Source organism: Psychrosphaera sp. F3M07, assembly GCF_018860345.1.
GTDB classification, from domain to species: domain Bacteria; phylum Pseudomonadota; class Gammaproteobacteria; order Enterobacterales; family Alteromonadaceae; genus Psychrosphaera; species Psychrosphaera aquimarina.
In genome coordinates this window covers 115,428-140,686 of record NZ_JAHKPJ010000016.1, presented here as the reverse complement: position 1 = coordinate 140,686, position 25,259 = coordinate 115,428, and the positions used below count along the sequence as shown (strand labels likewise).

Here is a 25,259-nt window from a genome sequence, read left to right as displayed (position 1 = left end):
TTATTTTAGTCGTTGCGTCACAACTACGTTGTGAAATATTGGAGTTGTTTTTATGAAATTTGATATTGTTGTTTGGGGCGCAACCAGTTTTGTTGGCCAATTAGTCGCTGAATACTTAGTTGAACATTATGTAAAAAAAGGCGAATTAAACATTGCCTTCGCCGGTAGAAATAAGCAGAAGCTTGAACCCTTAGCTCATAAGCTTAATGTTCCTACACTGCCAATATTAATTGGTGAAGCCCAAGATGAAACGTTTTTAACTGAACTAGCTAAACAAACTAAATTAATTATTTCTACGGTTGGACCATATGCATTATATGGCGAACCACTCATTAAAGCATGTGTCGAGCAAGGTATAGATTATTGTGATTTAACTGGTGAGCCTCAATGGATTTGGCTGATGTTGCAACGCTATGAAGCGGCAGCAAAAGCTTCAGGCGCGAGAATAATGCACTGCTGTGGGTTTGATTCGATACCTTCAGATCTTGGCGTGTTAAAGCTACAACAGCTTGCAATGCAAACACACTCTCAACCTTGCCAACAAATACACTATCGATTTAAAAACAGCAAAGGTGGCATAAGTGGTGGGACTTTTACCAGTATGTTAACGGCTTTAGAGCAGATTGGAAAAGATAAAAAACAAGCTCGTGTATTAAAAACACCATATTCATTGATGTCAGAAAAAGTCGATAATATGCCTTATCAAACGGCGGTGAAAGGCTTAGAAAAAGACCCTGTTAGTGGGCAGTATCTAGCACCATTTATTATGGCGAGTATCAATACTAAAATAGTGCACCGAACAAATTCATTATTGGGCATGCCTTGGGGTAAAGATTTTTTATATGATGAAGCTATGCAGCTTGGTGCCGGTTTTAAAGGTTGGCGCAAAGGTATTGCTTTAGTGAGCGGGTTATTAACGTTTGGGGTTCTGGCGTCGTTTTCTTTTACTCGTTCAATCTTACAACGGTATATCGTCCCTAAACCGGGTCAAGGTCCTACTATGGATACGGTTAAAAATGGATTTTTTAATGTTGAGCTTTACGGAAGTACAGCTAATGGCGGCAAGGTAACGCTAAAAGTAACCGGGCAGGGTGATCCAGGTTATGGATCAACCTGCCAAATGATCAGTGAAACCGCTATTTTATTGTTACAAAAAACACCAGAGCAAACCGGCGTTGGTTTTATTACGGCTGCATCTGGATTAGGTTTAGACTTAGTTGATCGTCTGCAAAAACATGCTCAAGTGACATTTACACAACTGTCAGTTGATTAACGGATTGATAGTTAGATATTATTTCAATAATTGTAAATAAGGGGCAACATAATACTCGTTAGAGTAAATGGTTAAACCCTTGTAATAAATATCATTTTACAGCACTAGTTAATGCCGCTAAGATGAAAAAAACTTAATAAACTAAGTGATTAATAAGTGAAAGGTAAAGCTACTTCTTTTGACATCGCCTATGAAGCGGGTGTTTCTCAATCTACTGTTTCTAGAGCTTTAAGGCATAGCCCTTTAGTGAGCGAAGAAACGCGAAAAAAAATTCAAGAAATTGCTAAAAAATTAAATTATACGGTAGATAAAAACGCCAGTAGTTTACGTTCACAAACGAGCACTACTTTGGCTTTATTATTGTTTGAAGACCCCACCAGTGATGACTCATTGGTTAACCCATTTTTCTTATCTATGTTAGGTAGCATTACTCGTGAATGTGGTTTAATGGGATATGATTTATTGGTGTCTTTTCAAGAATTGAACACAGATTGGCATTCAGTATTTAAAGATAGTAATAAAGCCGACGGCTTAATATTACTAGGCTATGGTGATTATACGGATTATGAATCTAAACTAAGAGAGTTAGTGGATCATGGTACGCCGTTTGTTCGTTGGGGCGCTGCTACTGAAAGTATTGAAACGACTTCTATTGGTTGTGATAACAACCATGGCAGTCAGCAAATTACAGAACACTTAATTAAATTAGGGCGTAAAAGTTTTGCTTTTGTTGGTAACGCTGGTGATGGCTCGCCAGAGTTTATGGCCCGTTATCAAGGACATTGTGAATCGCTCAAAAAAGCAGGCATTGATGTTAATACTGAATTGCAAGCTGATGCGGGTAATACAGCTGAAGAAGCTTATGATGCGACGATAACACTGTTGGATAAAAACATCCCCTTTGATGCCGTTGTCGCTGCCAGTGATGTAATAGCCCTTGGTGTTTTAAACGCGTTAAAAACAAGAGGGTTAACCGTACCGGGGGATGTCTCTCTGGTTGGTTTTGATGATATCCCTATGGCCAGTTATATGAGTCCAAGTTTGACAACTTGCAGGCAAGATTCAGCCATGGCAGGGCAGTTGCTCGTTGATAAGTTAGTTGAGCTTATTAAAGGTGAGCCTGTCAGTAATGCCTTTATAAAAACAAAATTGATAGTCAGAGAATCTTGCGGTGCTAAAGCATAAATAGTAACAAACAGCCTCGTAAAGAGGCTTTTTTATATCCATTTATTAAACCGCTTAGTGTTTATTCCAATTAAAGATTGTAAGGAAAGTCATGAGTAAATTTTACCAGTTAAATGCCACGAGTTTACAAGGGCAGAAAATAGATATGAACGACTATAAAGATAAAGTAGTCCTTATCGTAAATACGGCAAGTAAATGTGGATTCACTTACCAATACGAAGGATTACAGAAGTTACATGAACAGTATAAAGATCAAGGTTTAGTTATATTGGGCTTTCCATGTAATCAGTTTGGGCAACAAGAGAAGGGCGATGCCAGTGAAATATCTGAGTTTTGCCAAATCAATTATGGTGTTGATTTTCAAATGTTTGAAAAAATAGACGTTAATGGTGACAATGAACACCCAATATATTCGTTCTTAAAACAACAGAAGTCTGGTTTTTTGGGCAGTAAAAAGATTAAGTGGAACTTCACTAAGTTTTTAATCAATAAACAAGGTCAAGTTGTGGATCGTTTTGGCTCAACAACTAAACCTCAAAAATTAGAGAGCAAGATTAAAAGCTTATTATAATTATATTCTTTAGTTATAAAAAAACGCCAACTAATAAGTTGGCGTTTTTATTTTTACTTTATATTAAAACATGACTTTAGCGTTTATAACCTAAATTGGTCAACCGACTGTCTTAATTCTTCAGCGAGTTTTGCGACTTCTTGTGAAGACATTTCAGTTTGATTTGCACCGGCGGCTGTTTGTTCCGCAATGGTAACAATCGACTCTAAACGTTCACTAATTTCTGAACTAACTTGATTCTGTTCTCTTGCTGCCGATACGATTTGTTCACTCATATCATTGGCTTGGTGTACAGAGTCTGTAATGCCATCTAAGGCAATTGTTGCTTGTTCAGATTGTTCTACACATCTCTCAGCTTGTGATTTACTGTTGTTCATTACAGCAACCGCTGAAGTTGAACCATTTTGCAACTGTTCAATCATGCTTTGAATTTCTTCTGTTGATTGCTGAGTTTTACTCGCTAATGAACGGACTTCATCTGCAACGACAGCGAATCCTCGACCATGCTCACCAGCACGTGCAGCTTCAATAGCGGCATTAAGTGCTAATAAGTTAGTTTGGTCAGCTACGCCACGAATAACGTCTAATATGCCACCGATAGCCGCACTGTGTTGGTTAACTTCGTTAATAACACCTGAAGCTTGCTCAATTTCACTTGCTAAGGTCAAGATGGTTTGTTTATTAGTGTCAGAGATACGTTTAACTTTTTCAGCTTCTTCATCAGCGTGTTTGATATCTGCCAATGCTTCGTTCGCACGTTCCATTACTGACTCAGATGTACTGGCCATTTCAGACGTTGCGGTTGCGGCTTGTTCTACTTGAGAACGTTGATCATTAATAGCAATAGTTGACTCTTTCACTACCATGGATGTTTGTTCAGCAGCGGTAGCCAATTGATTTGAACGGTTAACTATACCGTTAATTAAGTCTCTTAGATTGTCAATTAAGGTATTACAGTTTTTAGCTAACGTACCAAATTCATCGGTACCAGACTCATCCAATTTAGTGGTTAAGTCACCAGTAGAAACGATGTTTAATACACGATTAACTTCAGAAAGTGGACGAGTTACTCGGATAACGGTAATAAAGGCAATAAAGATTGAAACCACAACAGCGAACAACATAACGACCCAGCTGCGTGATACCCCATCACTTACATCTTCGCTAAGCTCAGTTTTCATCAAGGCTAATTGCTCTTTTACTACTTTTGCTAAGCTCGCTAGTGATTCTAAACCTTTTTTAATTTCAAGGTTAGTTTCTTCTAATAAACGATCTGTTGTTTCTAATTGGTTTAACCAAGCCACTTTTAAGCTTTGAATTGATTTACTACCGGTTAATAAATTGTTAACGATATCAATTTGCTCAAGTACGTCATCAAAGCCTTCTAAATCGGCATTGCCAACTAATGCTTTTAATTGTCCAGTTGTCGCCTTAATACTGTCTTGGGTATAAGCTAATTCCTTAACAATGACGTTTACGGTTAATTTTTTAGTCTCTTTCCTAATATCCGTCACGGCACTAATCACACTAACCATATTGCTTTCTAGTTTAGAAGCTAGTTCTCTAGCTGCTGGGTTAGTTTCACTTAAGTCGTTTAAATCTATGAAATCCAAAATATACGTTGCCGCATCGTCGGCCGCCATTTCAGTATCGTCAAATGCAGTGACGACAGAATCAGCTAATTTTAATGTTAATTCTTTAGACTCAGCTAATAAATCGGCTTTTTCTCTAAACGACGTGTAACTAATTTGAACACTAGGTAGTGCTTCATAAAGTAATTCGTCTTGAGAAACAATTTCACTTAGTAGAGCAAAATCGGTATCAAACTCTGAAGACTGAACGCTAAACGTGGAGATTGAAGATTCGATAGTTTCAAAGTCACTGGCATAATATTCTAATAATGCCGTTTTACTCATTTCAATAAATTTTTGCTGTAACTTGGCACTAGTATCTAATGCAGGAACAGAAACTTGATTAACCTGAGTGGTCGACTCTGAGATACCATTTAATACATTAACCGAGTTTATGCCAAGGAATAACAGTAAGGTGGACGTGATTGCAAATCCGCCAATTACTCTCATAGCAATGGTTAAATTCATAGTAGCTCCTATATCGTATATTTTTTTATATTTCTTTGAATTAGCTATCGGCAATAAAAGAAATACATTTAGGGATTAATTAAGAATTCTAACATGTAATCATCAATTTGTGCTTTAGACCAAGTATATAACATGATTTTTAGCAATTTAGTTATTCTATGCTGGAATTTGAATATAAGTGTTTTTGTCCAAATTATATACCGTTAAGTATTGTCCCCAGACAAAACCGGTATCTAATGCAATAACATTTTTATTGTTGGTTACCCCCATCAATGACGCCCAGTGTCCAAATAACCATTTGTTTTGTTTAAACCTTTTATTGTCGTACTCAAACCAAGGTAACAAATTTTTATCGGTTAATTCGTTTGGTGAGTGTTTAGAATTAAATTCTAAATCACCGTTTTGAGTACAAAATCGCATACGGGTAAATGCATTTATGCTGTATTTTAATTTATCGGTGTCAGTTAAGTTATTATCCCATTTGGTTGGTTTTTTTCCGTACATAGAAGGGAGGAAATCAACATAGTTGGAGGACAATAGAATGTCATGTATTTGCTGCGACCAATATATAGCATCTTCTACTTGCCAATCAGGGGCAAGTCCCGCATGACTCAGGTAGCCAGAATTATCTGGTAAAGGTAATAATAAAGGTTGTTCTCTTAACCAATCAATATACTTAGGCAGTTTTGGACTGTTTAAAAGAGGGGATAATAAGTCTTTAGGATTTTCTTTTTTTAATTTATTTGCGACCGATAAAAAGTGTAAGTCGTGATTACCCAAAACGGTTTTTACACAGTCTTGGTGACTAAATAAATAATCGAGTGTTTCGAGTGACTGTTTTCCTCTGGCTATAAGGTCGCCTGTTAACCAAAGTGTATCTTTACTTGTGTTGAATTCTACGGTGGCCAAGGCTTGTTGTAATCCGTTAAAACAGCCTTGTAAATCACCGATAAAATAATTTGCCACGGTAACCCTTAGTGCACCATGTTAGGAACACAAAGGCGAAATACAGGGATAGAAGCTTTATGTTTATTTTTAGCACTGTCAATCATTTCATAATAACCTTCCATTGTACCAACTGGGGTCTCTATAATGCAGCCACTTGTATAGGTATAACTTTCGCCAGGTTTTATATGAGGTTGTTCACCAACCACACCGGCACCTTGCACTTCTATCTTCTTGCCGTTTGCATCGGTGATCAACCAATAACGATTTAACAATTGTGATACAGCATCACCTTCGTTAGAAATAGTGACAGTGTATGCAAACACAAAACGATGATTGTTTTCATCAGATTGCTCTTCAATATATTTAGTTTGTACTTGAATATTAATTGTCATTATTAGTCTTTTTTATCTTTATTTTTGTCCAACCACTGAGCGAGCTCAATGAATTGCAATAACGTTAAGTTTTCAGCACGTAAGTTCGGATCTATACCTAATTCAACCATTACTTCTTGGCTAATAATATTGCTTAAACTGTTTCTTAAGGTCTTTCTTCGTTGGTTAAACGCTTCTAAACAAACGGTATTAAGTGTTGCTGGGTTCACTTGATTACGTTCTTCATGTGGCTTTGGAATTAAACGAATAACCGCTGAATCCACTTTAGGTGGTGGAATAAATGCACTTGGTGGTACTTCAGTAACGGGTATGGTTTTACAGTAATATTGTGTCATAACACTAAGACGACCAAATGCTTTACTATTTGGTGCTGCACACATTCGATTAACCACTTCTTTTTGCAACATAAAGTGCATGTTCTCAATACTATCTAAATAGTTATAAAGGTGGAATAACAGAGGTGTAGAGATGTTATACGGTAAATTACCAAAAATTTTAAACTTTTCACCTGGTTTGATAATTTCATTAAAGTCAAACTGTAACGCATCGCCTTCAAAGATATTTAATTTGCTGCCGTAAAATGGGTGCGTTTTTAATCGGTGTGCTAATTCACGGTCTAATTCAACCACATTTAATACATCGGTTAATTCAGCTACTGGTTCTGTGATAGCGCCTAAGCCAGGACCAATTTCTAGTAACTTATCACCTACTTTTGGGTTGATAGCACGAACAATACGGTCAATGATGTCGGCATCATTAAGGAAGTTTTGACCAAACCTTTTTTTTGCCTTATGCCCTAAATGAACCCCTTTTTTTACATTGGTCACTTTTTTTGATGGTCTATGTTTGCTCATTTAGAGGTTCTCGCTAATTTTTCATTTGCCATTTTAATAGCATGTGTAATGGCAACTTTCATGCTGCCAGTATCTGCGTTACCAGTTCCCGCTAGATCTAAAGCGGTACCATGATCGACAGACGTTCTGATATAAGGTAAGCCTAAGGTGATATTTACTGCGTTACCAAATCCCTTATATTTTAATACAGGCAAACCTTGATCGTGATACATAGCTAAAACGGCATCTGCATCTTGTAAGTATTTTTCTTGGAATAAGGTGTCAGCAGGTAAAGGGCCAATCAGGTTCATGCCTTGATTTCTCAAGATCTCTAATGTCGGCTCTATCACCTCGATTTCTTCACGGCCAAGGTGGCCACCTTCACCAGCATGTGGATTTAAACCACAGACAAAAATTGCTGGGTTTTTAATACCAAACTTAACTTGTAGTTCACTATGCAAAATACTAGTGACTTTATGTAATCGTTCTGGCGTAATTGCTTTTGACACATATTGCAAAGGAATATGTGTCGTAACTAGAGCGACACGTAATCCTTCAGTTGCTAATAACATCACAACATCAGAGGTATTTGAGTGCGTGGCAAAAAACTCAGTATGTCCGCTAAAAGGAACACCTGATTGATTAATAATGCCTTTATGAACCGGCCCTGTGACCACCGCATCATAAATGTTATCCATGTTACCTTGACTGGCAATTCTTAATGTCTCAACAACATAGTGGCCATTGGCTTCATTTAGTTCGCCTGCAACGGCCGTTTCACTCAGTGGCTCATGGGCAATAAAGAGTTGTCCCGGGACATGTTTAATGACTGGACTGTCTGCATCAAAGTCAACCAGAGTTAACGGCAAACCAAGCTTTCTTGCTCGTTCACGCATCATCTCTTTATCCGCCACAACAATAAGTTGTGTATCCCATTCTAATTGGGCAACTTGAATTGTTATATCAGGGCCTATACCGCCTGGTTCGCCCGGTGTGATGGCTATTCTACTAAGCATATTATTCCGCAATTACTTCAATAAAGGCTTGGTCACGAATTTCTCTTAACCAGTTTTCTGTTTCTTCCGCAAATTTACGTTTATATAAAATTTGATAAGCTTGATCTTGTTTACTTTTCTCTGTTGCATCAGCTGTTCTTTCTTCCATTAGTTGCACTACGTGCCAACCAAACTGAGTACGAAAAGGTTTACTGTATTCACCTACCTTTAAATTTGCTAAAACTTCTTTAAACTTAGGGGCATAAATATCAGGGTTTGCCCAACCTAATTCACCATTTTTTAACGCTGAACCTGGGTCTTCAGAATGTTGTTTTGCTAATTTACCAAAATCAGCTGAACCATCTTCAACTTGCGCTAAGAATTTATTTAGCATGTTTTTAGCTTTTTCTTCGCTTAAGATAATTGAAGGCGTTATTAAGATATGACGGGCTAATACTTCTTTTACTTCAACAGTTTGACGTCCACGGATATCTAAGATTTTAACAATGTGGAAACCCGCGCCAGAACGAAGTGGACCAATTAAATCACCGGTCTTCTTGCCACGAACACTTTCTGAGAATAACGAAGGCATTTCATTAATCCCCATATAACCCCAGTCACCACCTTCTAACGCTTTAGCACCTGATGATGACGCGATTGCTACTTTTTTAAAGTCGCTGCCATCTTTTAATAGTGAGATAACTTTGTCAGCAATGTCTTTTTTTGCATCGACTTCAGATTGTGCAGCTTTACTTGGAACTGATACGAGTATGTGACCAATTTGATATTCTTCTTTACTAGAGTTTTCATCCATTAAACCAATTAACGTAGTCACTTCTTGTAATGAGATATTAACGCGTCTGTGAACATTACCTCGACGAACTTCATTAAGCGCGACTTCTTCTCTTAATTTTTCACGATAACGTTCATAACTCTCACCACTTTTTACTATCTCTTGGCGCATTTGTTCTACGCTAATATTTTGGCTTTGGGCGATGTTTTGTAAAACCGAATCAAGGTGAGCATCACTCACTTGAATCCCCATACGCTCAGCCATTTGCATTTGTATGCTATTTAAAATTAATCGGTCAACGGCCTGGGCTCTAAGGGCGCGATCTGAAGGTAAAGATTGGTTATTTAGTAACGCTGTACTTTTAACTTCGTCAATGATTGCTTGAATTTCACCTTCTAATATAACGCCGTCATTTACAATAACAGTGACATGGTCAATAGGTTTGGGTTCAGCTTGAATTGCGGCTGAGACAAACAGACTGCACAATAAAGTTAGACTTATAATTGATTTGTTTATCATTACTTTTCTCTTATATTTTTTTAATTTGTTATTAAATAAGGGCGACGGTAGGCAAAAATACTTTCTGAGAATAAATTTGCAATGTTTGACGATAAGTCGCCGCCTAATCCACTAATTTTAAAATTGAAACTAATTCCGTTGTCGTATTGGACATCTGCACCGGACTCAATTTGGTCGTTATTTAAATCGACAACAATTTGTCGTTTGGCTGCTAACTGTATGCTCCAACAGCAGGATCTATATTCAAAACCTACTAAGGCATCCATATTGGTATCTGATTCTAAGTCTTGGTGATAGCTTGTTGCCACCGCCCAGGTAGAATTAATTTGGTAACTTGCAAAGATGCCCGCTTGGTTTATTTTTATCCCGGCGACATCCTTGGCGTATCTATGATTGAACTGAAAGTTTTTATCTTTTGCTAACCAATAATCCAAAGAAACAAAGCCGGTATCAATATTTTGGGTATCTTGATTATATAAAATACCCCCGTCTAACTGCCAGTTATCCGTTAATTGTCCAAACCACTCAACCGCAACTGCCGGCTTAGAGCTCGTTAGTGAATCATTAGTTCCATCTTTATCTTTATTAAATTTATATACCTGACCTAGACCAAAACGAAACAACTCTTTATTGGATTTATCAAAGATACTGGTACTAAATCCAATCGTTGCTTGATTTGCTGCGGATATGTTATCTATACCTGAGTAATTATTATCTCTGAACAAAGAAAAATAATCTTCTTTTAATAACTGAGAATCATATAAACCAATATTACTTTGGTCGACATCTTCTACATATAAATATTGAATCTTAGGTTCCAGCGTTTGACGTACATCTTGTTTAAAGTAGGTGGTTTCTTTTTCTAGACTAATACCAGCCAAAATTCGAGCTTTTGCTAAATTTCGCGTTAATTCCTGTTCTTGCTGTAATGTACTGTTACTTTGCTTGTATAAAGTTGATAAGTAACTGCCACTGGCTAATAACTGAAATGCTGGGGTATTAAACTGATAGGTTATTTCAGGCGCTAAATGTAAACGTTGAACTTCATCAATTTCTCTGTATTCATTTTCAAACAAGCTGTATTGACTGTTAATTAACAACTTAACCGGATCAGCCGTGTCACTTGCACTCCAGTCGACTGTCATTTGGATTGGCAGTCGATAGGATTGTATATGAGGGCCAAGTTCATACATATCTTGAGATAACAAAGACACGTTTGTGTGTTCGCCATAGTAATTTAACATAACAAAATTATTTAAATGGGTGTCCGCTTGATGATGGTAATCACTCGTGAATTCACTGATAAAATTATCATCGCTTAAGTCAGTCCATTGTAATTGAACATTCCATTTATCTTGCCAATTTGATTCGTGTTGCCAATACGCGAGATGCCTAGCTCCTAAGTCAACTTCTGACTTGTCTTCATTTAAATATTCTAATTGTAAAATATTGTCAGAGTTATGGTTTATATGGCGGAAATTAGACTGGAATAATAACCCTCGATCTGACATGTATTTAGGCGTTAATGTGAGATCATAATTGTCAGCTAAATTAAAATAGATAGGTTGGGCGATATAACTACCGTATCGTGTCGAGTTACCCACCTCTGGGAATAACAACCCTGTTTTTCTTTTATCTGAGATTGGAAAGGTGATATACGGAACGTAAATAATTGGCACGTCAGCGATTTTAAAAACGGTATTCCATGCTTCGCCCCAGCCTTTTTCTTGGTCGATTTGGATTTCATCGGCCGAGAATAACCAACTAGGATCATCACCAGGGCAAGTGGTAAACGTCGCCCCTTTTAATTCAAGTTCATTACTGCTTTCAATTGAAAATACTTCGGCTTGACCTCTTCCAGCATTAAAACCAAATTGGTAGTCAGCGCCTAACAGTTCTAAATCTTGATTTTCTTCATCTAGAAAAATGGATAAGCCGATGACCGTTGCTGCATCGGCCACTAATTTAATATTGCCAGTTGCTCTAAATTGGTTTGATAATTCATCATAAATGGCATTGTCGGCTTGAATGGTTTGTTCTTGCTGGAATATGGTGACATTACCATTAAACTCAGTGTAGTTACCTCTAATCAAATCGGCACTTTCGCTGGTAACAATGACTTCGTCTGGTTTATGAATAAAGTCATCAATGGTTGATTTTTTAGGTGATTTGATAGGTTTTACTTCACAAACCGGTTCAGCGTTAACATGAGAGTTTACTGATAGGAAAGAAGCAACAATAAAAATAGATTGTCGTGGTAGGGCAAAGGTTAATTTAGATAACATATTTGCGAAACGAGTAGACGACAATTTAACCCCTAAAATTCAAGATGTGGAACAACAAAATAAAGTTTAATTTTTACGATTTAGTTAACCATGGAATTCTATCTGATTTTTTTGCGCTATACTACGCGCGCTCTGCAATTTAATGTATTTCAGGGCTTATTTATTGATACTTTTGTAATTAATCTAAATTGAAACTTTTGAATTTGAACCCATATTGATTGGTGAATATTTAAAGTCAACAAAGTGAGTAGTTTTGACGGGTAAAATTGTAGGGGCTTTTTTTGGTTTCTTATTATTAAGAAACATTGTGGGTGCTTTAATCGGCTTATATCTAGGACACTTGTTTGATAGTGCGGTTAAACGCTTTGCGAATAAACAAAATGTAGAGCAATGGTTATCAAGTGGCGACTCCAAGCAGGCTATCTTCTTTTACACCACGTTCTCCGTTATGGGGCATGTCGCTAAAGCGAGTGGCAATGTAACACCTGAACATATTCAAACTGCGAATGAGTTTATGACACATATGGGCTTGTCTAAAGAACAAGTCGCTGAAGCTAAAGAGGCATTTAGGGAAGGGAAGTCATTAGGTTTTCCAATCAAGAAAAAAATCAATTTATTTAAACAATACTTTGGTAAACGCCAAGACTTATGTCAGTTCTTTATCGAAATTCAAATTCAAACTGCCTATTCAGATTCAATCTTAGAACCCGCGGAATATGAGTTGCTACTCAACATCGCCAAGCAATTAGGTTTCACTAAACGTCATTTAGGGCAATTGATTGTGATGTGGGAAGCGGAGCTTAGATTTCAAAACTATAAAAAAGACCAGCAGCAAAAAAATAGAAAATATGAACGCCGAAGATCGAATAGCAGTAGTAGCGATAGCGGCGATCGTCAACGCCAAAATAATACACGAGATATTAGTTCGCCAAGTGTGGCAGACGCATATGCTTTATTGGGTATTTCTGAGAACGAAACCACGAAAGAAATTAAACGAGCTTACAAACGGTTAATGTCGCAAAACCATCCAGATAAGTTAGTTGCAAAAGGTTTACCACCAGAAATGATGGAAGTGGCAAAACAAAAAACACAAGATATTCAATCGGCATACGAGATTATTAAAAAAGCACGTAAATTCTAATCAGTTTTGACTGTAAATTAGAAAAGAGTTGTCGGTTTAAGGTTACATGCCAACGGCGGTAAGAAATCCATATATTTCTTTAACTGTCCTTAAGTTTGAATCACCAAAGGCAACATGACTATTCAGTTTTCGTTGTCGGTAATCGGTTTTGTAGTTTTTTCTGGCTAATTTCTTACGATAGTGAATCGCACTCGTCACCCACTGGTTATCCATTGGCTTGAATAACTCTAATACTGGAAATTCCGTTTCACTCAGTTGTTGCGCAAATTGCCTATTTAAATTGGATTGAGGCATGTGTGCACTTAACATAACCAATGCATCAGGCTGCATTAACTTCTGTTGTTGAAATAAGCTGGTTAACCAAGCGCAACTTTTACCTTGGCAGATAAAAATAAAATAACCTGGAAATTGTTCAGCGTATTGCCATGCGGTTTCGACACGTTTTAAAATTTCCTGTTCAATTTTAGTATTCTCGACTTCCGAATATATATCTTCTTGATGAAAGGCCTTTATATTAAGGTTTGGTTCTGTAGTTGTTTGACTATCATTTGAAGCTGCCATTTCTTGTCCGGGCTCTTCTGGAAGGGTTGAACTTGTCTCTGGTGATTGACTGACATCAGGCGCACTTGGTGACTCTTCAGTATCTGCTTTTTGTACGTCATGTAAACTCCCATTGTTTTGTTCTAAGTTGGGCATAGTTAATAATAAACTGCGCCAGCCGTATTCCGTTAAGTTGTCGTATAACATCTTTATTGCAGGTTGTTGGGTGATTGGTTGATTTATCTCAGGAACGATAAATGCGATACCACGGGGAAAACCTGTGGTTTCTTCTTTTTCTAAAGTTAAATAGTCATGATCATCAAGCGATAAAATATTTATCTCTTGATCTTGAACATAATGCCTAATGTCTATAGCTTGAAGTGCACTGAGACTTATTGGCGCAGTGTGATCCACCGAGCTGGCAAAAGCGTACTTTACGCTTAAGCAGATCAACATCAGCAGAATATGACGTTTCATATAAAACTCTGGTGGATTAAAAAGAATATCTTTATTATCGGCAACTATTGCCATAACTGAAACAATTCACACGCTATTTCTTATTTTTTGCGTAAACCTAGGTATAAAAGCAACGTTATGAAAACTCCTGACAGTACAAACTTCGACCATAAAAAGCCTATGAAAACCGGTGTATTATTAGTGAATTTAGGCACACCTACCGAGCCAACCCCCGCCGCAGTAAGAGTGTATTTAAAAGAGTTTTTATCTGATTCACGAGTCGTTGAGATCCCTAAAGTGATTTGGTGGTTTATTTTAAACTTAATCATCTTGCCATTTCGTAGTAAACGATCGGCTGCCGCTTATCAATCTATATGGCAAAAAAGTGGCTCACCTTTATTAATTAACACCAAAAACCTAACCAATAAAGTCGCGCAAAAATTATCACAGAAAAGTGATCAGGTTATTGTGGATTACGCCATGCGCTATGGTTCAGATAATATGGTTGAAAAACTTAAGCTAATGGAAGAGCAAGGGGTCAATAAACTTTTAGTTATCCCTTTATACCCTCAATACTCAGCGACAACGACCGCATCTATTTTTGACGTTGTTGGCCAATATTACCAACAACAGCGACGTATACCTGACATTCGTTTTGTTAGCCATTATCATGACAATGACAATTATATAAAAGCACTCGTTGATAAAGTGAAACACCATTGGGAAGTGAATGGTAAAGCGGAAAAATTAATGTTGTCGTTCCATGGTATTCCACAAAGGAACTGGGATAAAGGTGACCCATACGCTTGTGAGTGTTTTAAAACGGCACGATTAGTTGCTGAGCAGTTAGAATTGTCTAGCGATCAAATATTGACCACGTTTCAATCTCGTTTTGGCAAAGCACAATGGATCCAACCATATACAGAAGCCACCTTAAAAGCGGAAGCAGCAAAAGGCACTTCGTCTATGCAAGTTATTTGCCCTGGTTTTGCAGTGGATTGTTTGGAAACGTTAGAAGAGATCGCTGAAGAAAATAAAGAGTACTTTATTGAAGCCGGTGGTCAAAAGTTTGAATACATTGAGTGTCTAAATGACGACGATAGCCATGTTGATATGATGTGTAAGCTGATTGAAGAGAATACACAAGGCTGGTAATACCCAATTAACACATATGTTTATTTAGACGTCTAGATGTTCATAAGGCTTTGTGTTACATTCCAACTTTATTTATTTGGAGCTGTACTGTTGTGAGCGAATCAACCAATGGTTTTGATGAGTTAACTCATCCTAATTCTTCCGGCTTAGCTATTTTGCCTTTGCTGTTATTTGTACTTATTTTTTTAGGAACCGGGGTTTGGTTACATATACAAGGCGTTGAATTTGCTTTCTACCAACTGCCTGCACCTGTTGCCATTATTCCTGCCATTATCTTAGCCTTATGTTTAGATAAATACCTTGCCAGTAGACCCATCAAACTTGAAAACAGTCTAACCACCTTAATCGAAGGTATGGGCAATGATAAAGTCATCACAATGTGTTTGATTTACCTTTTAGCGGGTGCATTTTCTTCGGTTGCGCAAGCAACAGGCGGGGTGGATGTTATGGTCAACTTAGGTTTGCAATTTATCCCTGCACCTTTAGTTATCGCGGGATTATTTTTAATTTCTGCACTTATTGCGACAGCAATGGGAACCTCAATGGGAACGATAGGTGCAATAGCACCGATTGCGGTTGGGATTGTCGGTAATGTTTCCATTGATCCTGCCATCATTGCTGGTGCTGTCGTAGGCGGTGCCATATTTGGTGATAACTTAAGTTTAATCTCAGATACCACAATAGCTTCTACCAAAACTCAGGGCGCTGAATTAAAAGATAAATTCTATGAAAATCTTATCTTTGCAATTCCTGCCGCATTAATTTGTATAGCGCTTTATGCGTTCATTGGATTTAATAACCCAGCTGAAATCTCTTCGTTAGAGGTCTCTAACATTTGGTTAGGTTTACCATATTTGTTAGTTATTATCTTGGCTGTAATGGGGGTAAATGTATTTCTCGTTTTACTGTTAGGTACTGTACTGTCAGCACTGACAGGGTCTTTACTCGGTGATTATCAATTGTCCTTAGTTGGCAAAGATATTTTCACAGGCTTTAGTAATATGCAGGAAATATTTTTATTAAGTATGTTAATTGGTGGGTTAAGTGAATTAATGAAACGACAAGGTGGGTTAGGTTATTTAGTCGGAAAAATTAATCAGCTTGTGCACGTATTTAGTAAAAAATCGTCATCTTCAACTAATCAAGTTGCAATAGCTAGTTTGGCCTTTACAACAAATTTAGCGGTAGCCAATAATACCGTGGCCATTATTGTTACCGGTGATACTGCAAAACAATTGGCTCAAGAAGGCAATATAGAGCCGAAACGCAGCGCGAGTTTATTGGATGTTTTTAGTTGTATCGCTCAAGGTTTAGTGCCTTACGGAGCACAAGCATTGTTAGCGGCAGCCACTTTTGGTATTTCACCGTTAGATGTAGTAGCTAATGTTTGGTATTGCATGATATTAGCGGTCGTTTCTATTGTGGTAGTGAAGTTACGAAAGTCGTAACGTAACAGATTTATAATCTGTAAATACTAAAAAAGCCGCTTAGCGGCTTTTTTAATGTTCTGAGATGACAGAAGTCTTATTTATTAAGTACTTTTGCTAAGGCGTCTGCAAGGTAATCTGCATTACTGTCGTTTACACCAGCAACGTTAACACGGCTAGAACCAACAATATAGATGCTGTAATCTTTCTTCAGAGTCGCTATCGATTCTTTATCTATTCCTAAGAATGAGAACATACCATTTTGCTTTGCAATAAAGTCAAAGTTACCTGGTACACCTTTCTCTTTAAATTTATCAACAACAAAACTACGTAAGCCGTTAATGCGAGTGCGCATTTCATCTAACTCTTGATGCCATAAAGAGGTTAACTCTTGGCTGCTTAATATGGTTGCGACTATATCGGCACCATGTGCAGGAGGCATAGAGTAAATCGCGCGGATAACGCCTAATGCAACGCTAAACGCAATCTCAGTTTTTGCCGGGTCAGTACCAATAATACTAATAGCACCAATACGATCACGATATAAACCAAAGTTTTTAGAACATGAAGAACACACAATCATTTCTTCTACTTGAGATGCTAATAAACGCAGACCCGCCGCATCTTCATTTAATCCTTCTCCAAAACCTTGATAGGCAGAGTCGATTAAAATGGTAAAACCTTGTTGTTTAGCGATATCTGCAACGGTTTGCCATTGTTCAAGGTTCAAATCCATACCACTCGGGTTGTGGCAACAGGCGTGTAATAAAACGATATCGCCAGCAGGTACTTTGCTTAACGTCTCAACCGTTTGGTCAAATTTCAGGCCCATAGTGTCAAAGTCAAAATAAGGGAATTCTTCAACTTGTAAACCTGCAGCATTAAAGATACTAATATGATTAGCCCAAGTTGGGTTAGTTACCCAAACTTTTGCAGTTGGATTACAACGTGCAATAAATTCAGCTGCAACTCGTAAAGAGCCAGTGCCGCCAGGTGTTTGTGCCGTTTTTACACGTCCAGACTTAACAACATCATGTTCACCAAATAATAAATTGGTCATCACTTCATTAAAACGAACATCACCAGCCATACCTAAATAGGCTTTAGATTGTTCGTTATTAAGTCTGTATTCTTCCGCTTTTTTAACTGCAGCCAATACTGGTGTATCACCTTGTTCATTTTTATAAACACCAACACTTAAATCGACTTTTTTAGGGTTGTTGTCGGCTTTATACTCAGTCATCAAGCCCAATATTGGATCGGTAGGTACTGGCTGTAATTGATTAAACATGAAATTGTCTCTTCATTTTAGTTAGTTAGGTTTTCAGACAAAAACAGACAAACAGCTTCAAATAGCGCTTGTGTCTTTTCGTCAAAACGGTCATTTTCAAAACATTCTGCGTCTATGATACCAAGTATTTTTGGTTGTGGGTGAATGCTTGTATTATTTTTATTAGAAATAATTGGCCAGCATAACTCACTCTTTACTTTAGGATCACAAGTATAATATTCACCACCATTTTGGCGGTATTGCTCAACGTTGTTTATGGTGCGTTTATCACCATGTAAACCCACGTAGGCGTTATTACTCAATGTGGAAAATTCTTCATTTAATGGAAATTCTGCTCGACTAGGGTTACCAAAATAACTCATTTTGGTTAATACCTTTTCACCATTGGTTTGTGTTCTACTCAAATAGATACCAAACCAGTCAACTTCGCAATTATGCGCAACCCAATCGGTGATATTTTGTAATAAGGGTAATAGCGCTAGTTCTTGTTCGGTAAGCGTTGAGGTTAAATCAAATTCAACAGGGTCTAACTCACCAAATAATGAGCATGTGCCGCCTTCCCCTAATAAAGGAACTTGGAATTGGTAACGAACTTTTGGCTGTTTTTCTGTACACCAAGTTGAAAGTTCATCATAAAGTTTATTGGTAAGTTTCAATTTTACACCTCTAGCCGTCTAAACGTCCTTGATGCTATTGTTATTTGTTTAAGATGTAAATACTTTATTTCAATATTTATCTAAGTTTTTATCAAACAGTGAACCTAAAATGTAAGTTGCTAGATGGTTTGCCGATAAACTTGATTATATTGCTCTCGAGCATGACTAAATTTTGGATTGGCGTTGATAAAAAAGAGGTCGTAATCAGCAAGCAGAGGAAGGGGGGATCGTTTATTTAATCTGAAACGTTAAGTTGGTAACCTATTTTCATTTGATTGCCTTTGTCATTATATTGAACAGAAGCGGCCAGTTCATTTAAGATTAAAAAACCACGGCCATGTTTTTCATAATTATCTAAGTCAGACGTTTTTCTAGTTACATCAAAACCTTTACCGCTATCTGTAATGGTTAAATAGAGCATGGTTTCTTGAGGAATATATTTTACGTCGATGGTGATACTTCCTGAATTTAATTCATTAAGTTTGTAATCTCTTTGTAAATAGTAATCAACAAATCCATCTTCACTGTCTTTTATACTCGATGATAAATCCAATAATCCATGTTCAAGCGCATTATTGTAGGCTTCTGATAGAATTAAAAATAAGGTTGATCTATGTTCTTCAGCCCCTTTTATGTGGGTGATCATGTCAATGACTTCTAATACCGGGTCTGATGTTTTAATACTGTTAGCGTTTAACACTAAGTTGAAATGATGGGGGAGGTTTGAGTAGCTGTTTTCAACTTGTTCCAAGCTAGAGTTCACTTCAGCACAGCGTAACGATAAAATTGAAATATCATCATCTTGCTCCACACCAGCGGAAAAATCATATAACTCTTCTATTATTAGAGGCAATTCACGATAATCTGGAGAAGTTAACAAATTTGTTAAACGTTCATAACCAAACATTTGCTCGTTTTCGTCTGTAATTTCAACGACACCATCAGTAAACATGATCAGTCTTTGATGTTTATGGACGGAAAAGTTTAATAGATCTGAGTCAAACTCTTGATTATCCAATATGCCCAGTGCCATATGTTGCGAATGTATTGTCATTAATTGACCATTTCTATCATTGACAAGGTACATGTCTGGCGTACCGCCAGCCCAAACAGACAAACTTTTTCCATTATTGTGCAGTTCGATAATACTGGCAGCGCAAAACATATCGTCAGGTAATAATTTTAATAAAATCTCATTAACTTCAATGGCAATATCACCAACCGCTAATCCTTTCTGTACCATAGAATAGAAAGCACGCGATACTGGTAAAGTCCCTATCGCTGCAGCAAGACCATGCCCGGTAAAGTCTCCCATCATAATATACAGGTTTCCGGTCGGCCCTAATGCAACTAACATTAGGTCGCCATTAAACATGGATGCAGGTGATAGGTGGTATTCTAATAAATGCGGTACTTGATAATTACCTTCAAGTGCACGGTCAAATATATGCTCAACTATTTGATGTTCTCGTTCTGTTTTAAGACGATAAAAGTCGAGTTCTTTTTTCTGCTCAAACGTTTTTTGGCTTAAATCACGAATTCGAGAGTGCGCTTTGATTTTTGCTTGTAAAATAACCCGGTCAAAGGGTTTGCTTAGAAAGTCATCACCCCCAACATCTAAACACCTAGAAAGACTATCTTGATCTTCTAAAGCCGTTATAAATATGATGGGTAAATAAACTTCACCGGCAAGTTCTTTTAAAATGGGAGCCGTTTCATACCCATCTAAATTGGGCATGACAACATCTAATAAAACGAGGTCTGGTTGTTCAGTTTTGTAAAGTTCTATCGCTTGTAAACCGTCGCTGGCTAATACAACATCAAATCCATCGTGATTTAACATATGATGTAAAAGCTTACGGTTTATCTCTTGATCATCAACGACAAGAACTTTTAAATGTGTTTTCAAATCAATCTATATCGAACTTTTTATCAAATCGTGAAATTTGTAAGATTTTTTTAATTTGTGGTTTGCAGTTTGCTATTTTTATTTTGTTTACTCGTCCTGTCATGCTTTTTTGCATGTTTAATAACATACCTAAAGCTGAACTATCCATGTATTCGGTTTCGCGAAGATCAACAACTATAACATCAATCGCACCTTCAATAGAGGAGTACGCACTTCTAAAATCTTGCACAAAATTGAAATCAAACTTACCTTTAATTTCAATGGTAACTATTTGTCCGTCTGCAGACGTAGAGGTAGATAGACTCATTCACTGGCTCCTAATTAGCTTCTATAGTATAAAATTACACTAGAGCTAATCTATTATGTATTATTTAATGAACAAAGCCTACTTCTGGAATGATAAAAAATCCAGTTTAAATTACCGTTTTTAAACAGAATTCTATAAATGTGGTGTTTGATTATGATAAATTTGTATTGTGTTAAGTAATCGAGAAGTTAGTGATGTCTGATTGGCAAGATAAATTGAGTACTCTAGTATATTCTACTGATGGTGGTAAAGTTGATAACAAGCCCAAAGGCCCTGTAATACTAGGGGAAAGCCTTAAAGATGGTGTTGTTAAGTTGACTAGGCAAACGAAAGGGCGTAAAGGTAAAGGCGTCATTATTATCGAAGGTATTGTATTACCTGAAAGCGAATTTAAAAAAATGGCCCAAACCATTAAAAAGAAATGTGGCACTGGTGGAGCGGTAAAAGATAACACTATTGAGATCCAGGGAGATGATCGCGAAAGAGTAAAAAGCGTGCTTGAATCATTAGGCTACGTTTGTAAATTAGCTGGCGGTTAAGCCAATTTTATAGAGAATAAATGAATGTCAGAATTGACTCCTGCGGATTTATCCATTTTGTTAGTTGAACCTTCAACGACGCAACAAAAAATTATTGTTAATTTATTAAAAACTGAAAATATTACTCACATTCAATTAGCCAATAATATAGAAAGTGCACTTGCATCAATTAAGTTAAGTGCACCTGACTTAGTCGCTAGTGCAATGCATTTTACTGACGGCACTGCTTTGGATTTAGTTAAATTATTAAAAAATGATCCCATGACCGAAGATGTTCCTTTTATGCTTGTTTCTAGTGAACATAGAAAAGAACAATTGGAAGAGTTCAGGCAATCGGGTGTGGTGGCAATATTACCAAAACCATTTAACCACGATCATTTAGCTAAAGCGATTAACTCAACGTTAGATTTATTAACGGCCAATGAACTCGAATTAAACTTTTTTGATGTTCACTCGATACGTGTTTTAGTGGTTGATGATAGTAAAATGGCACGTAACTTTGTTTCTCGAGTGTTACGTAGTTTAGGGATAGAGCGTATTACCGAAGCGGCCGATGGTGCAGAAGCTATCTCTATTATTAAAGACAACATGTTTGACTTGGTTGTAACTGATTACAATATGCCTGAAGTGAACGGTCAAGAATTGACTGAGTATATTCGTAAAGAAAGTGAGCAATCTCATATACCTGTTTTAATGGTGAGTTCAGAAGCTAATGAAGCCCATTTATCAAACATTGAGCAGTCTGGTGTGAATGCTATGTGTGATAAGCCATTTGAACCAGAAAATGTTAGACGGATATTATTCCGCTTGTTCGAAGGCGAAGAGGATTAAACATAAATATCGATAATAAAAAAAACAGGCGCTTTGATGCCTGTTTTTATATATTTGTTTTTTGCCATCCCTAAGTATCCGCAGTAAAAAGCCACCAAATTTATATTCATCTATGATAACATCGCGCCTTTATTTTTTTATCCCATCAAAATGAAGAGTGAGTGATTATATGTCTCAGTTTACTACTGTTGAACAACAAGCAAGTTACGGTATTGGCCGTCAAATCGGCGACCAAGTTGCCAGCAACCCTTTTGAAGGTTTAGATGCTAATGCAGTTGCACAAGGTGTAATGGATGCATTAAACGGTAACGAATATGCAGTAGAAGTTGAAGACCTTCGTGCCGCATTTGGTGTTATCAACGAGAGAATGCAAGCACAACAAGCTGAACAAGCAAAAGAAGCTTCAGCTGAAGGCCAAAAGTTTTTAGATGAAAATGCAAAACGTGATGAAGTAACGGTTACAGAATCAGGTCTACAATATGAAGTACTTACAACTGGTGAAGGCGAAAAACCTACAGCAGCAAGTACTGTAAGAACGCATTACCATGGCACTTTGATTGATGGGACTGTTTTTGACAGCTCTTACGATCGTGGTCAACCTGCTGAATTCCCAGTTGGTGGCGTTATTGCTGGTTGGACTGAAGCATTACAAATGATGACTGTTGGTTCAAAATGGCGTTTAGCTATTCCTTACCAATTAGCATACGGTGAGCAAGGTGCTGGTGGCGCAATTGGTCCATTCCAAACATTAGTATTTGATGTTGAATTATTAGAAATTCTTTAATTTTTTAAAGATGTAAAAAAGGAGCTTAAAGCTCCTTTTTTTATGTCTGCATATTAATTTATTAAGGTAACGGTTAACCAACTAATTTTTGCCACCAAGACTTATGTGATGATGTTTGAGTATTGGTTGTCTCTTCTAGAGGATTAAAGTCTTGCAAGGTCACAAACTGAGTTGTTTGATTAATTGGTTTAAAGTCACCCGATAATAAATCAAATTGATATTCTTTAGACCAAGAATTTGCGTTTTCAACCACTTGTCTTAGTGAATTAACGACATATTGTGCTTCAGCATTGGTGGTGGTTGGATGCAAGGATAGTCTTACCCAGCCTGGCTTATCGGTTAAATCCCCATTATCAATTTTATTGGTTATTGAACCCGACATGTCTTTATCTACATTTAAAAGAATATGGCCATATGTGCCTGCACAACTGCAACCTCCACGGGACTGAACACCAAATTTGTCGTTCAATAACCTAACAATTAAATTGTAATGTAAGTTAGGGACATAAAAAGACACAATGCACAGACGTTCGGTAACGTCTTTTTCTAACACTTCAACTCCGTCAATATTATTTACGCCTGACATTAAGATTTGCGTTAATTCCGTTTCTCGTTGTTGAATATTGTCAGTACCCATTTGGTCTTTTACTTTTATAGCTAATGCTACTTTAATCGTTTGTAAGAAACCTGGTGTGCCACCATCTTCTCGGGTTTCTATATCATCAAAGAAGCCTTGTTCACCCCAAGGGTTTGTCCAAGTTACTGTGCCGCCACCAGGCTGATCAGGTACCTTATTCGCGTATAAGGTCTTATCAAATACTAAAACACCTGAACTTGCTGGGCCGCCTAAAAACTTATGCGGTGAGAAAAATATCGCATCTAACTTTTCTTCCGGATCAGCAGGGTGCATATCAATATCAACATAAGGCGCAGAACAAGCAAAGTCGACAAAACAAATGCCGCCATGTTGGTGCATAATTTTAGCCAACGCATGATAGTCGGTTTTAATACCTGTGACGTTACTACAAGCTGTGAATGAACCTATCTTCATAGGTCTGTCAGCATATTCTATTAATTTTTGTTGTAGATCATTTGCACAAGGTTTGCCGTTTACACCTTTATTGATCACAACGACAGTTACATTACAGGCATTCCAAGTAGTTTGGTTAGAGTGATGTTCCATGTGCGTAATAAATACCACGGGCTTTTGAGTATCGGGTAAATCACATTGGGTTTGAAACTGTTCTGGTATTCTTAAACCAAGCATTCTTTGTAGTTTATTAACCACGGTTGTCATGCCCGAACCTGCACAAATTAAGGCGTCATCATCGCTGGCATTAACATGTTTTTTTATAACATGTTGAGCATCATGGTAAGCCTGAGTCATAGTGCTACCAGTTAAATTAGTTTCAGTATGAGTATTGGCAACAAAGGGACCTAATGTATTAGTTAGGTAATCTTCAATAGGGCGATATAAGCGGCCGCTGGCCGTCCAGTCAGCATAAATAATATCTTGTTCAGTCCCATTGATAGTATGAGTTAATGACTGACCGATAATGTGCTTACGAAAAGGAGAAAAATATTGTTCTAACATAATGACTCTCTGAAGAATGTAATGGAGATATTATGTCGAAATATGAAAAAATGTTTTTTCTGATTTTGTCTGTTTTTATAGTATATTAAAAAATATAACTAAAAAAATGATATTAGTTAGTTAATAAATTCAAAATGTTTTTATTTTGTAGAATCAGCAGTATGATAATGGTACTTCAGTCGAATATTTCATTTGTTCCATTGAAAAGCTTGAACTGACATCAGAAAACCCAGCTTGGCCAATTAAACGTTTATAAAATTCGTCATAGGCTTTCATATCAGGGACTAATACTTTTAACAAATAATCAGTGTCACCACTCATGCGATAAAATTCGGTGACTTCAGGGGAGTTATTGGCAAATGTATTTACTGAGTTTAACCAGTCTGGGTTATGTTGGTTGGTTTTTAGATTTACAAAAACCGTTAAACCGACGTTGAGTTTGTCAGAGTCTAAAAGTGCAACGCGTTTACGAATAACACCACTCTTTTCTAATTGTTGGATGCGTCGCCAGCAAGGGGTTTGGCTTAAGCCTACTTTCTCTGAGATCTCGGCTAAAGATAATGAACTGTTTTGTTGCAGGAGTGACAGAATGTGTTTATCAAAATTGTCCATATATCGCCTCTTAGATGTATATTGAGAATTTTATCTAATTAAGCATAACATTTAAAATAATTTTCTAGGTAAGTATATTAATAAGAATAATTTAGCCAAAGTTGTCATCAACTTTGGCTAATAA

Annotated in this window: 23 protein-coding genes; 9 read left to right on the top strand and 14 right to left on the bottom strand. The window is 37.1% G+C overall.

All coding sequences use genetic code 11. From position 1 onward, the window contains the following. Positions 1-52: 52 nt before the first annotated feature. The 3 genes from KO505_RS07680 (at position 53) to KO505_RS07670 (ending at position 3,029) form a co-directional block, all read left to right on the top strand. Entirely contained in the window at positions 53-1,273 is a 1,221-nt protein-coding gene (locus KO505_RS07680) for a trans-acting enoyl reductase family protein (RefSeq protein WP_216054863.1), read from the top strand. A gap of 156 nt (positions 1,274-1,429) precedes the next feature. After that, positions 1,430-2,458, top strand: coding sequence for a LacI family DNA-binding transcriptional regulator (locus KO505_RS07675; protein WP_216054862.1), 1,029 nt, complete (start codon positions 1,430-1,432; stop codon positions 2,456-2,458). Positions 2,459-2,549: 91 nt separating this feature from the next. Continuing rightward, on the top strand, positions 2,550-3,029 hold the full coding sequence (locus KO505_RS07670) for a glutathione peroxidase (RefSeq protein ID WP_216054861.1): 480 nt from the start codon (positions 2,550-2,552) through the stop codon (positions 3,027-3,029). Positions 3,030-3,112: 83 nt separating this feature from the next. Here KO505_RS07670 and KO505_RS07665 read toward each other — a convergent pair whose 3' ends face one another. The 7 genes from KO505_RS07665 to KO505_RS07635 form a co-directional block, all read right to left on the bottom strand. Then, positions 3,113-5,128, bottom strand: a complete 2,016-nt coding sequence (locus tag KO505_RS07665; protein ID WP_216054860.1) for a methyl-accepting chemotaxis protein — start codon at positions 5,126-5,128, stop codon at positions 3,113-3,115. A 156-nt stretch (positions 5,129-5,284) separates the two neighbouring features. Further along, complete coding sequence (locus KO505_RS07660; RefSeq protein ID WP_216054859.1) at positions 5,285-6,094, bottom strand: symmetrical bis(5'-nucleosyl)-tetraphosphatase; 810 nt, start codon at positions 6,092-6,094, stop codon at positions 5,285-5,287. 8 nt (positions 6,095-6,102) lie between these two features. Beyond that, positions 6,103-6,468: a Co2+/Mg2+ efflux protein ApaG gene (gene apaG, locus KO505_RS07655; RefSeq protein ID WP_216054858.1), complete on the bottom strand. Its 366-nt coding sequence runs from the start codon at positions 6,466-6,468 to the stop codon at positions 6,103-6,105. Positions 6,469-6,470: 2 nt separating this feature from the next. Beyond that, complete coding sequence (gene rsmA / locus KO505_RS07650; protein WP_216054857.1) at positions 6,471-7,322, bottom strand: 16S rRNA (adenine(1518)-N(6)/adenine(1519)-N(6))-dimethyltransferase RsmA; 852 nt, start codon at positions 7,320-7,322, stop codon at positions 6,471-6,473. Then, entirely contained in the window at positions 7,319-8,317 is a 999-nt protein-coding gene (pdxA, locus tag KO505_RS07645) for a 4-hydroxythreonine-4-phosphate dehydrogenase PdxA (protein ID WP_216054856.1), read from the bottom strand. The genes rsmA and pdxA overlap by 4 nt, the downstream gene beginning before the upstream one ends. A gap of 1 nt (position 8,318) precedes the next feature. After that, positions 8,319-9,608, bottom strand: coding sequence for a peptidylprolyl isomerase SurA (gene surA / locus KO505_RS07640; RefSeq protein ID WP_216054855.1), 1,290 nt, complete (start codon positions 9,606-9,608; stop codon positions 8,319-8,321). Between the two features lie 20 nt (positions 9,609-9,628). After that, on the bottom strand, positions 9,629-11,917 hold the full coding sequence (locus KO505_RS07635) for an LPS-assembly protein LptD (RefSeq protein ID WP_216054854.1): 2,289 nt from the start codon (positions 11,915-11,917) through the stop codon (positions 9,629-9,631). Between the two features lie 229 nt (positions 11,918-12,146). Here KO505_RS07635 and djlA point away from each other — a divergent pair, with 229 nt between their 5' ends. Further along, positions 12,147-13,034: a co-chaperone DjlA gene (djlA, locus tag KO505_RS07630; RefSeq protein WP_216054853.1), complete on the top strand. Its 888-nt coding sequence runs from the start codon at positions 12,147-12,149 to the stop codon at positions 13,032-13,034. A gap of 42 nt (positions 13,035-13,076) precedes the next feature. Here the strand turns inward: djlA and KO505_RS07625 are convergent, their stop codons facing one another. Continuing rightward, positions 13,077-14,105, bottom strand: a complete 1,029-nt coding sequence (locus tag KO505_RS07625) for a DUF3530 family protein (protein WP_216054852.1) — start codon at positions 14,103-14,105, stop codon at positions 13,077-13,079. Positions 14,106-14,168: 63 nt separating this feature from the next. Here KO505_RS07625 and hemH point away from each other — a divergent pair, with 63 nt between their 5' ends. Next, positions 14,169-15,185, top strand: a complete 1,017-nt coding sequence (hemH, locus tag KO505_RS07620) for a ferrochelatase (protein WP_216054851.1) — start codon at positions 14,169-14,171, stop codon at positions 15,183-15,185. A gap of 92 nt (positions 15,186-15,277) precedes the next feature. Continuing rightward, positions 15,278-16,633: a Na+/H+ antiporter NhaC family protein gene (locus KO505_RS07615; RefSeq protein WP_216054850.1), complete on the top strand. Its 1,356-nt coding sequence runs from the start codon at positions 15,278-15,280 to the stop codon at positions 16,631-16,633. Positions 16,634-16,709: 76 nt separating this feature from the next. Here the strand turns inward: KO505_RS07615 and KO505_RS07610 are convergent, their stop codons facing one another. The 4 genes from KO505_RS07610 to KO505_RS07595 all read right to left on the bottom strand — a co-directional run bounded on the left by KO505_RS07610 (position 16,710) and on the right by KO505_RS07595 (position 20,775). Beyond that, a complete protein-coding gene (locus KO505_RS07610; protein ID WP_216054849.1) occupies positions 16,710-17,903 on the bottom strand; it encodes an amino acid aminotransferase in 1,194 nt (397 codons plus the stop codon). A gap of 17 nt (positions 17,904-17,920) precedes the next feature. Continuing rightward, on the bottom strand, positions 17,921-18,559 hold the full coding sequence (locus KO505_RS07605; RefSeq protein WP_216054848.1) for a GAF domain-containing protein: 639 nt from the start codon (positions 18,557-18,559) through the stop codon (positions 17,921-17,923). A gap of 235 nt (positions 18,560-18,794) precedes the next feature. Further along, positions 18,795-20,468 carry a fused response regulator/phosphatase gene (locus tag KO505_RS07600; RefSeq protein WP_256447635.1) on the bottom strand — a complete coding sequence of 558 codons (1,674 nt, stop codon included), beginning with the start codon at positions 20,466-20,468 and terminating at the stop codon, positions 18,795-18,797. A 1-nt stretch (position 20,469) separates the two neighbouring features. Next, positions 20,470-20,775, bottom strand: coding sequence for an STAS domain-containing protein (locus tag KO505_RS07595; protein WP_216054847.1), 306 nt, complete (start codon positions 20,773-20,775; stop codon positions 20,470-20,472). A gap of 194 nt (positions 20,776-20,969) precedes the next feature. Between KO505_RS07595 and KO505_RS07590 the strand changes: the two genes are divergently transcribed. From KO505_RS07590 to KO505_RS07580, 3 genes are all read left to right on the top strand, one after another. Next, on the top strand, positions 20,970-21,314 hold the full coding sequence (locus KO505_RS07590) for a stress response translation initiation inhibitor YciH (protein ID WP_216054846.1): 345 nt from the start codon (positions 20,970-20,972) through the stop codon (positions 21,312-21,314). A 24-nt stretch (positions 21,315-21,338) separates the two neighbouring features. Further along, complete coding sequence (locus KO505_RS07585) at positions 21,339-22,145, top strand: response regulator (protein ID WP_216054845.1); 807 nt, start codon at positions 21,339-21,341, stop codon at positions 22,143-22,145. Between the two features lie 169 nt (positions 22,146-22,314). Continuing rightward, positions 22,315-22,929 carry an FKBP-type peptidyl-prolyl cis-trans isomerase gene (locus KO505_RS07580; protein WP_216054844.1) on the top strand — a complete coding sequence of 205 codons (615 nt, stop codon included), beginning with the start codon at positions 22,315-22,317 and terminating at the stop codon, positions 22,927-22,929. A gap of 73 nt (positions 22,930-23,002) precedes the next feature. On the opposite strand, the gene KO505_RS07575 is transcribed toward KO505_RS07580, so the two are convergent. Beyond that, the gene (locus KO505_RS07575) at positions 23,003-24,523 is read right to left on the bottom strand and encodes an aminotransferase class V-fold PLP-dependent enzyme (protein WP_216054843.1); all 1,521 of its coding nucleotides are present in this window, start codon (positions 24,521-24,523) and stop codon (positions 23,003-23,005) included. A 153-nt stretch (positions 24,524-24,676) separates the two neighbouring features. Beyond that, positions 24,677-25,135 carry an Lrp/AsnC family transcriptional regulator gene (locus tag KO505_RS07570; protein ID WP_216054842.1) on the bottom strand — a complete coding sequence of 153 codons (459 nt, stop codon included), beginning with the start codon at positions 25,133-25,135 and terminating at the stop codon, positions 24,677-24,679. Between the last annotated feature and the right edge of the window lie 124 nt (positions 25,136-25,259).

What these genes read in the sequence shown, in the direction of transcription:
- KO505_RS07670 (WP_216054861.1), top strand. Translation starts at nt 2,550, where the DNA reads ATGAGTAAATTTTACCAGTTAAATGCCACGAGTTTACAAGGGCAGAAA.
- KO505_RS07610 (WP_216054849.1), bottom strand. Translation starts at nt 17,903, where the DNA reads ATGTTTAATCAATTACAGCCAGTACCTACCGATCCAATATTGGGCTTG.
- KO505_RS07590 (WP_216054846.1), top strand. Translation starts at nt 20,970, where the DNA reads ATGTCTGATTGGCAAGATAAATTGAGTACTCTAGTATATTCTACTGAT.
- KO505_RS07585 (WP_216054845.1), top strand. Translation starts at nt 21,339, where the DNA reads ATGTCAGAATTGACTCCTGCGGATTTATCCATTTTGTTAGTTGAACCT.
- KO505_RS07580 (WP_216054844.1), top strand. Translation starts at nt 22,315, where the DNA reads ATGTCTCAGTTTACTACTGTTGAACAACAAGCAAGTTACGGTATTGGC.
- surA (WP_216054855.1), bottom strand. Translation starts at nt 9,608, where the DNA reads ATGATAAACAAATCAATTATAAGTCTAACTTTATTGTGCAGTCTGTTT.
- KO505_RS07570 (WP_216054842.1), bottom strand. Translation starts at nt 25,135, where the DNA reads ATGGACAATTTTGATAAACACATTCTGTCACTCCTGCAACAAAACAGT.
- apaG (WP_216054858.1), bottom strand. Translation starts at nt 6,468, where the DNA reads ATGACAATTAATATTCAAGTACAAACTAAATATATTGAAGAGCAATCT.
- KO505_RS07575 (WP_216054843.1), bottom strand. Translation starts at nt 24,523, where the DNA reads ATGTTAGAACAATATTTTTCTCCTTTTCGTAAGCACATTATCGGTCAG.
- hemH (WP_216054851.1), top strand. Translation starts at nt 14,169, where the DNA reads ATGAAAACTCCTGACAGTACAAACTTCGACCATAAAAAGCCTATGAAA.
- rsmA (WP_216054857.1), bottom strand. Translation starts at nt 7,322, where the DNA reads ATGAGCAAACATAGACCATCAAAAAAAGTGACCAATGTAAAAAAAGGG.
- KO505_RS07665 (WP_216054860.1), bottom strand. Translation starts at nt 5,128, where the DNA reads ATGAATTTAACCATTGCTATGAGAGTAATTGGCGGATTTGCAATCACG.
- KO505_RS07595 (WP_216054847.1), bottom strand. Translation starts at nt 20,775, where the DNA reads ATGAGTCTATCTACCTCTACGTCTGCAGACGGACAAATAGTTACCATT.
- KO505_RS07680 (WP_216054863.1), top strand. Translation starts at nt 53, where the DNA reads ATGAAATTTGATATTGTTGTTTGGGGCGCAACCAGTTTTGTTGGCCAA.
- pdxA (WP_216054856.1), bottom strand. Translation starts at nt 8,317, where the DNA reads ATGCTTAGTAGAATAGCCATCACACCGGGCGAACCAGGCGGTATAGGC.
- KO505_RS07625 (WP_216054852.1), bottom strand. Translation starts at nt 14,105, where the DNA reads ATGGCAATAGTTGCCGATAATAAAGATATTCTTTTTAATCCACCAGAG.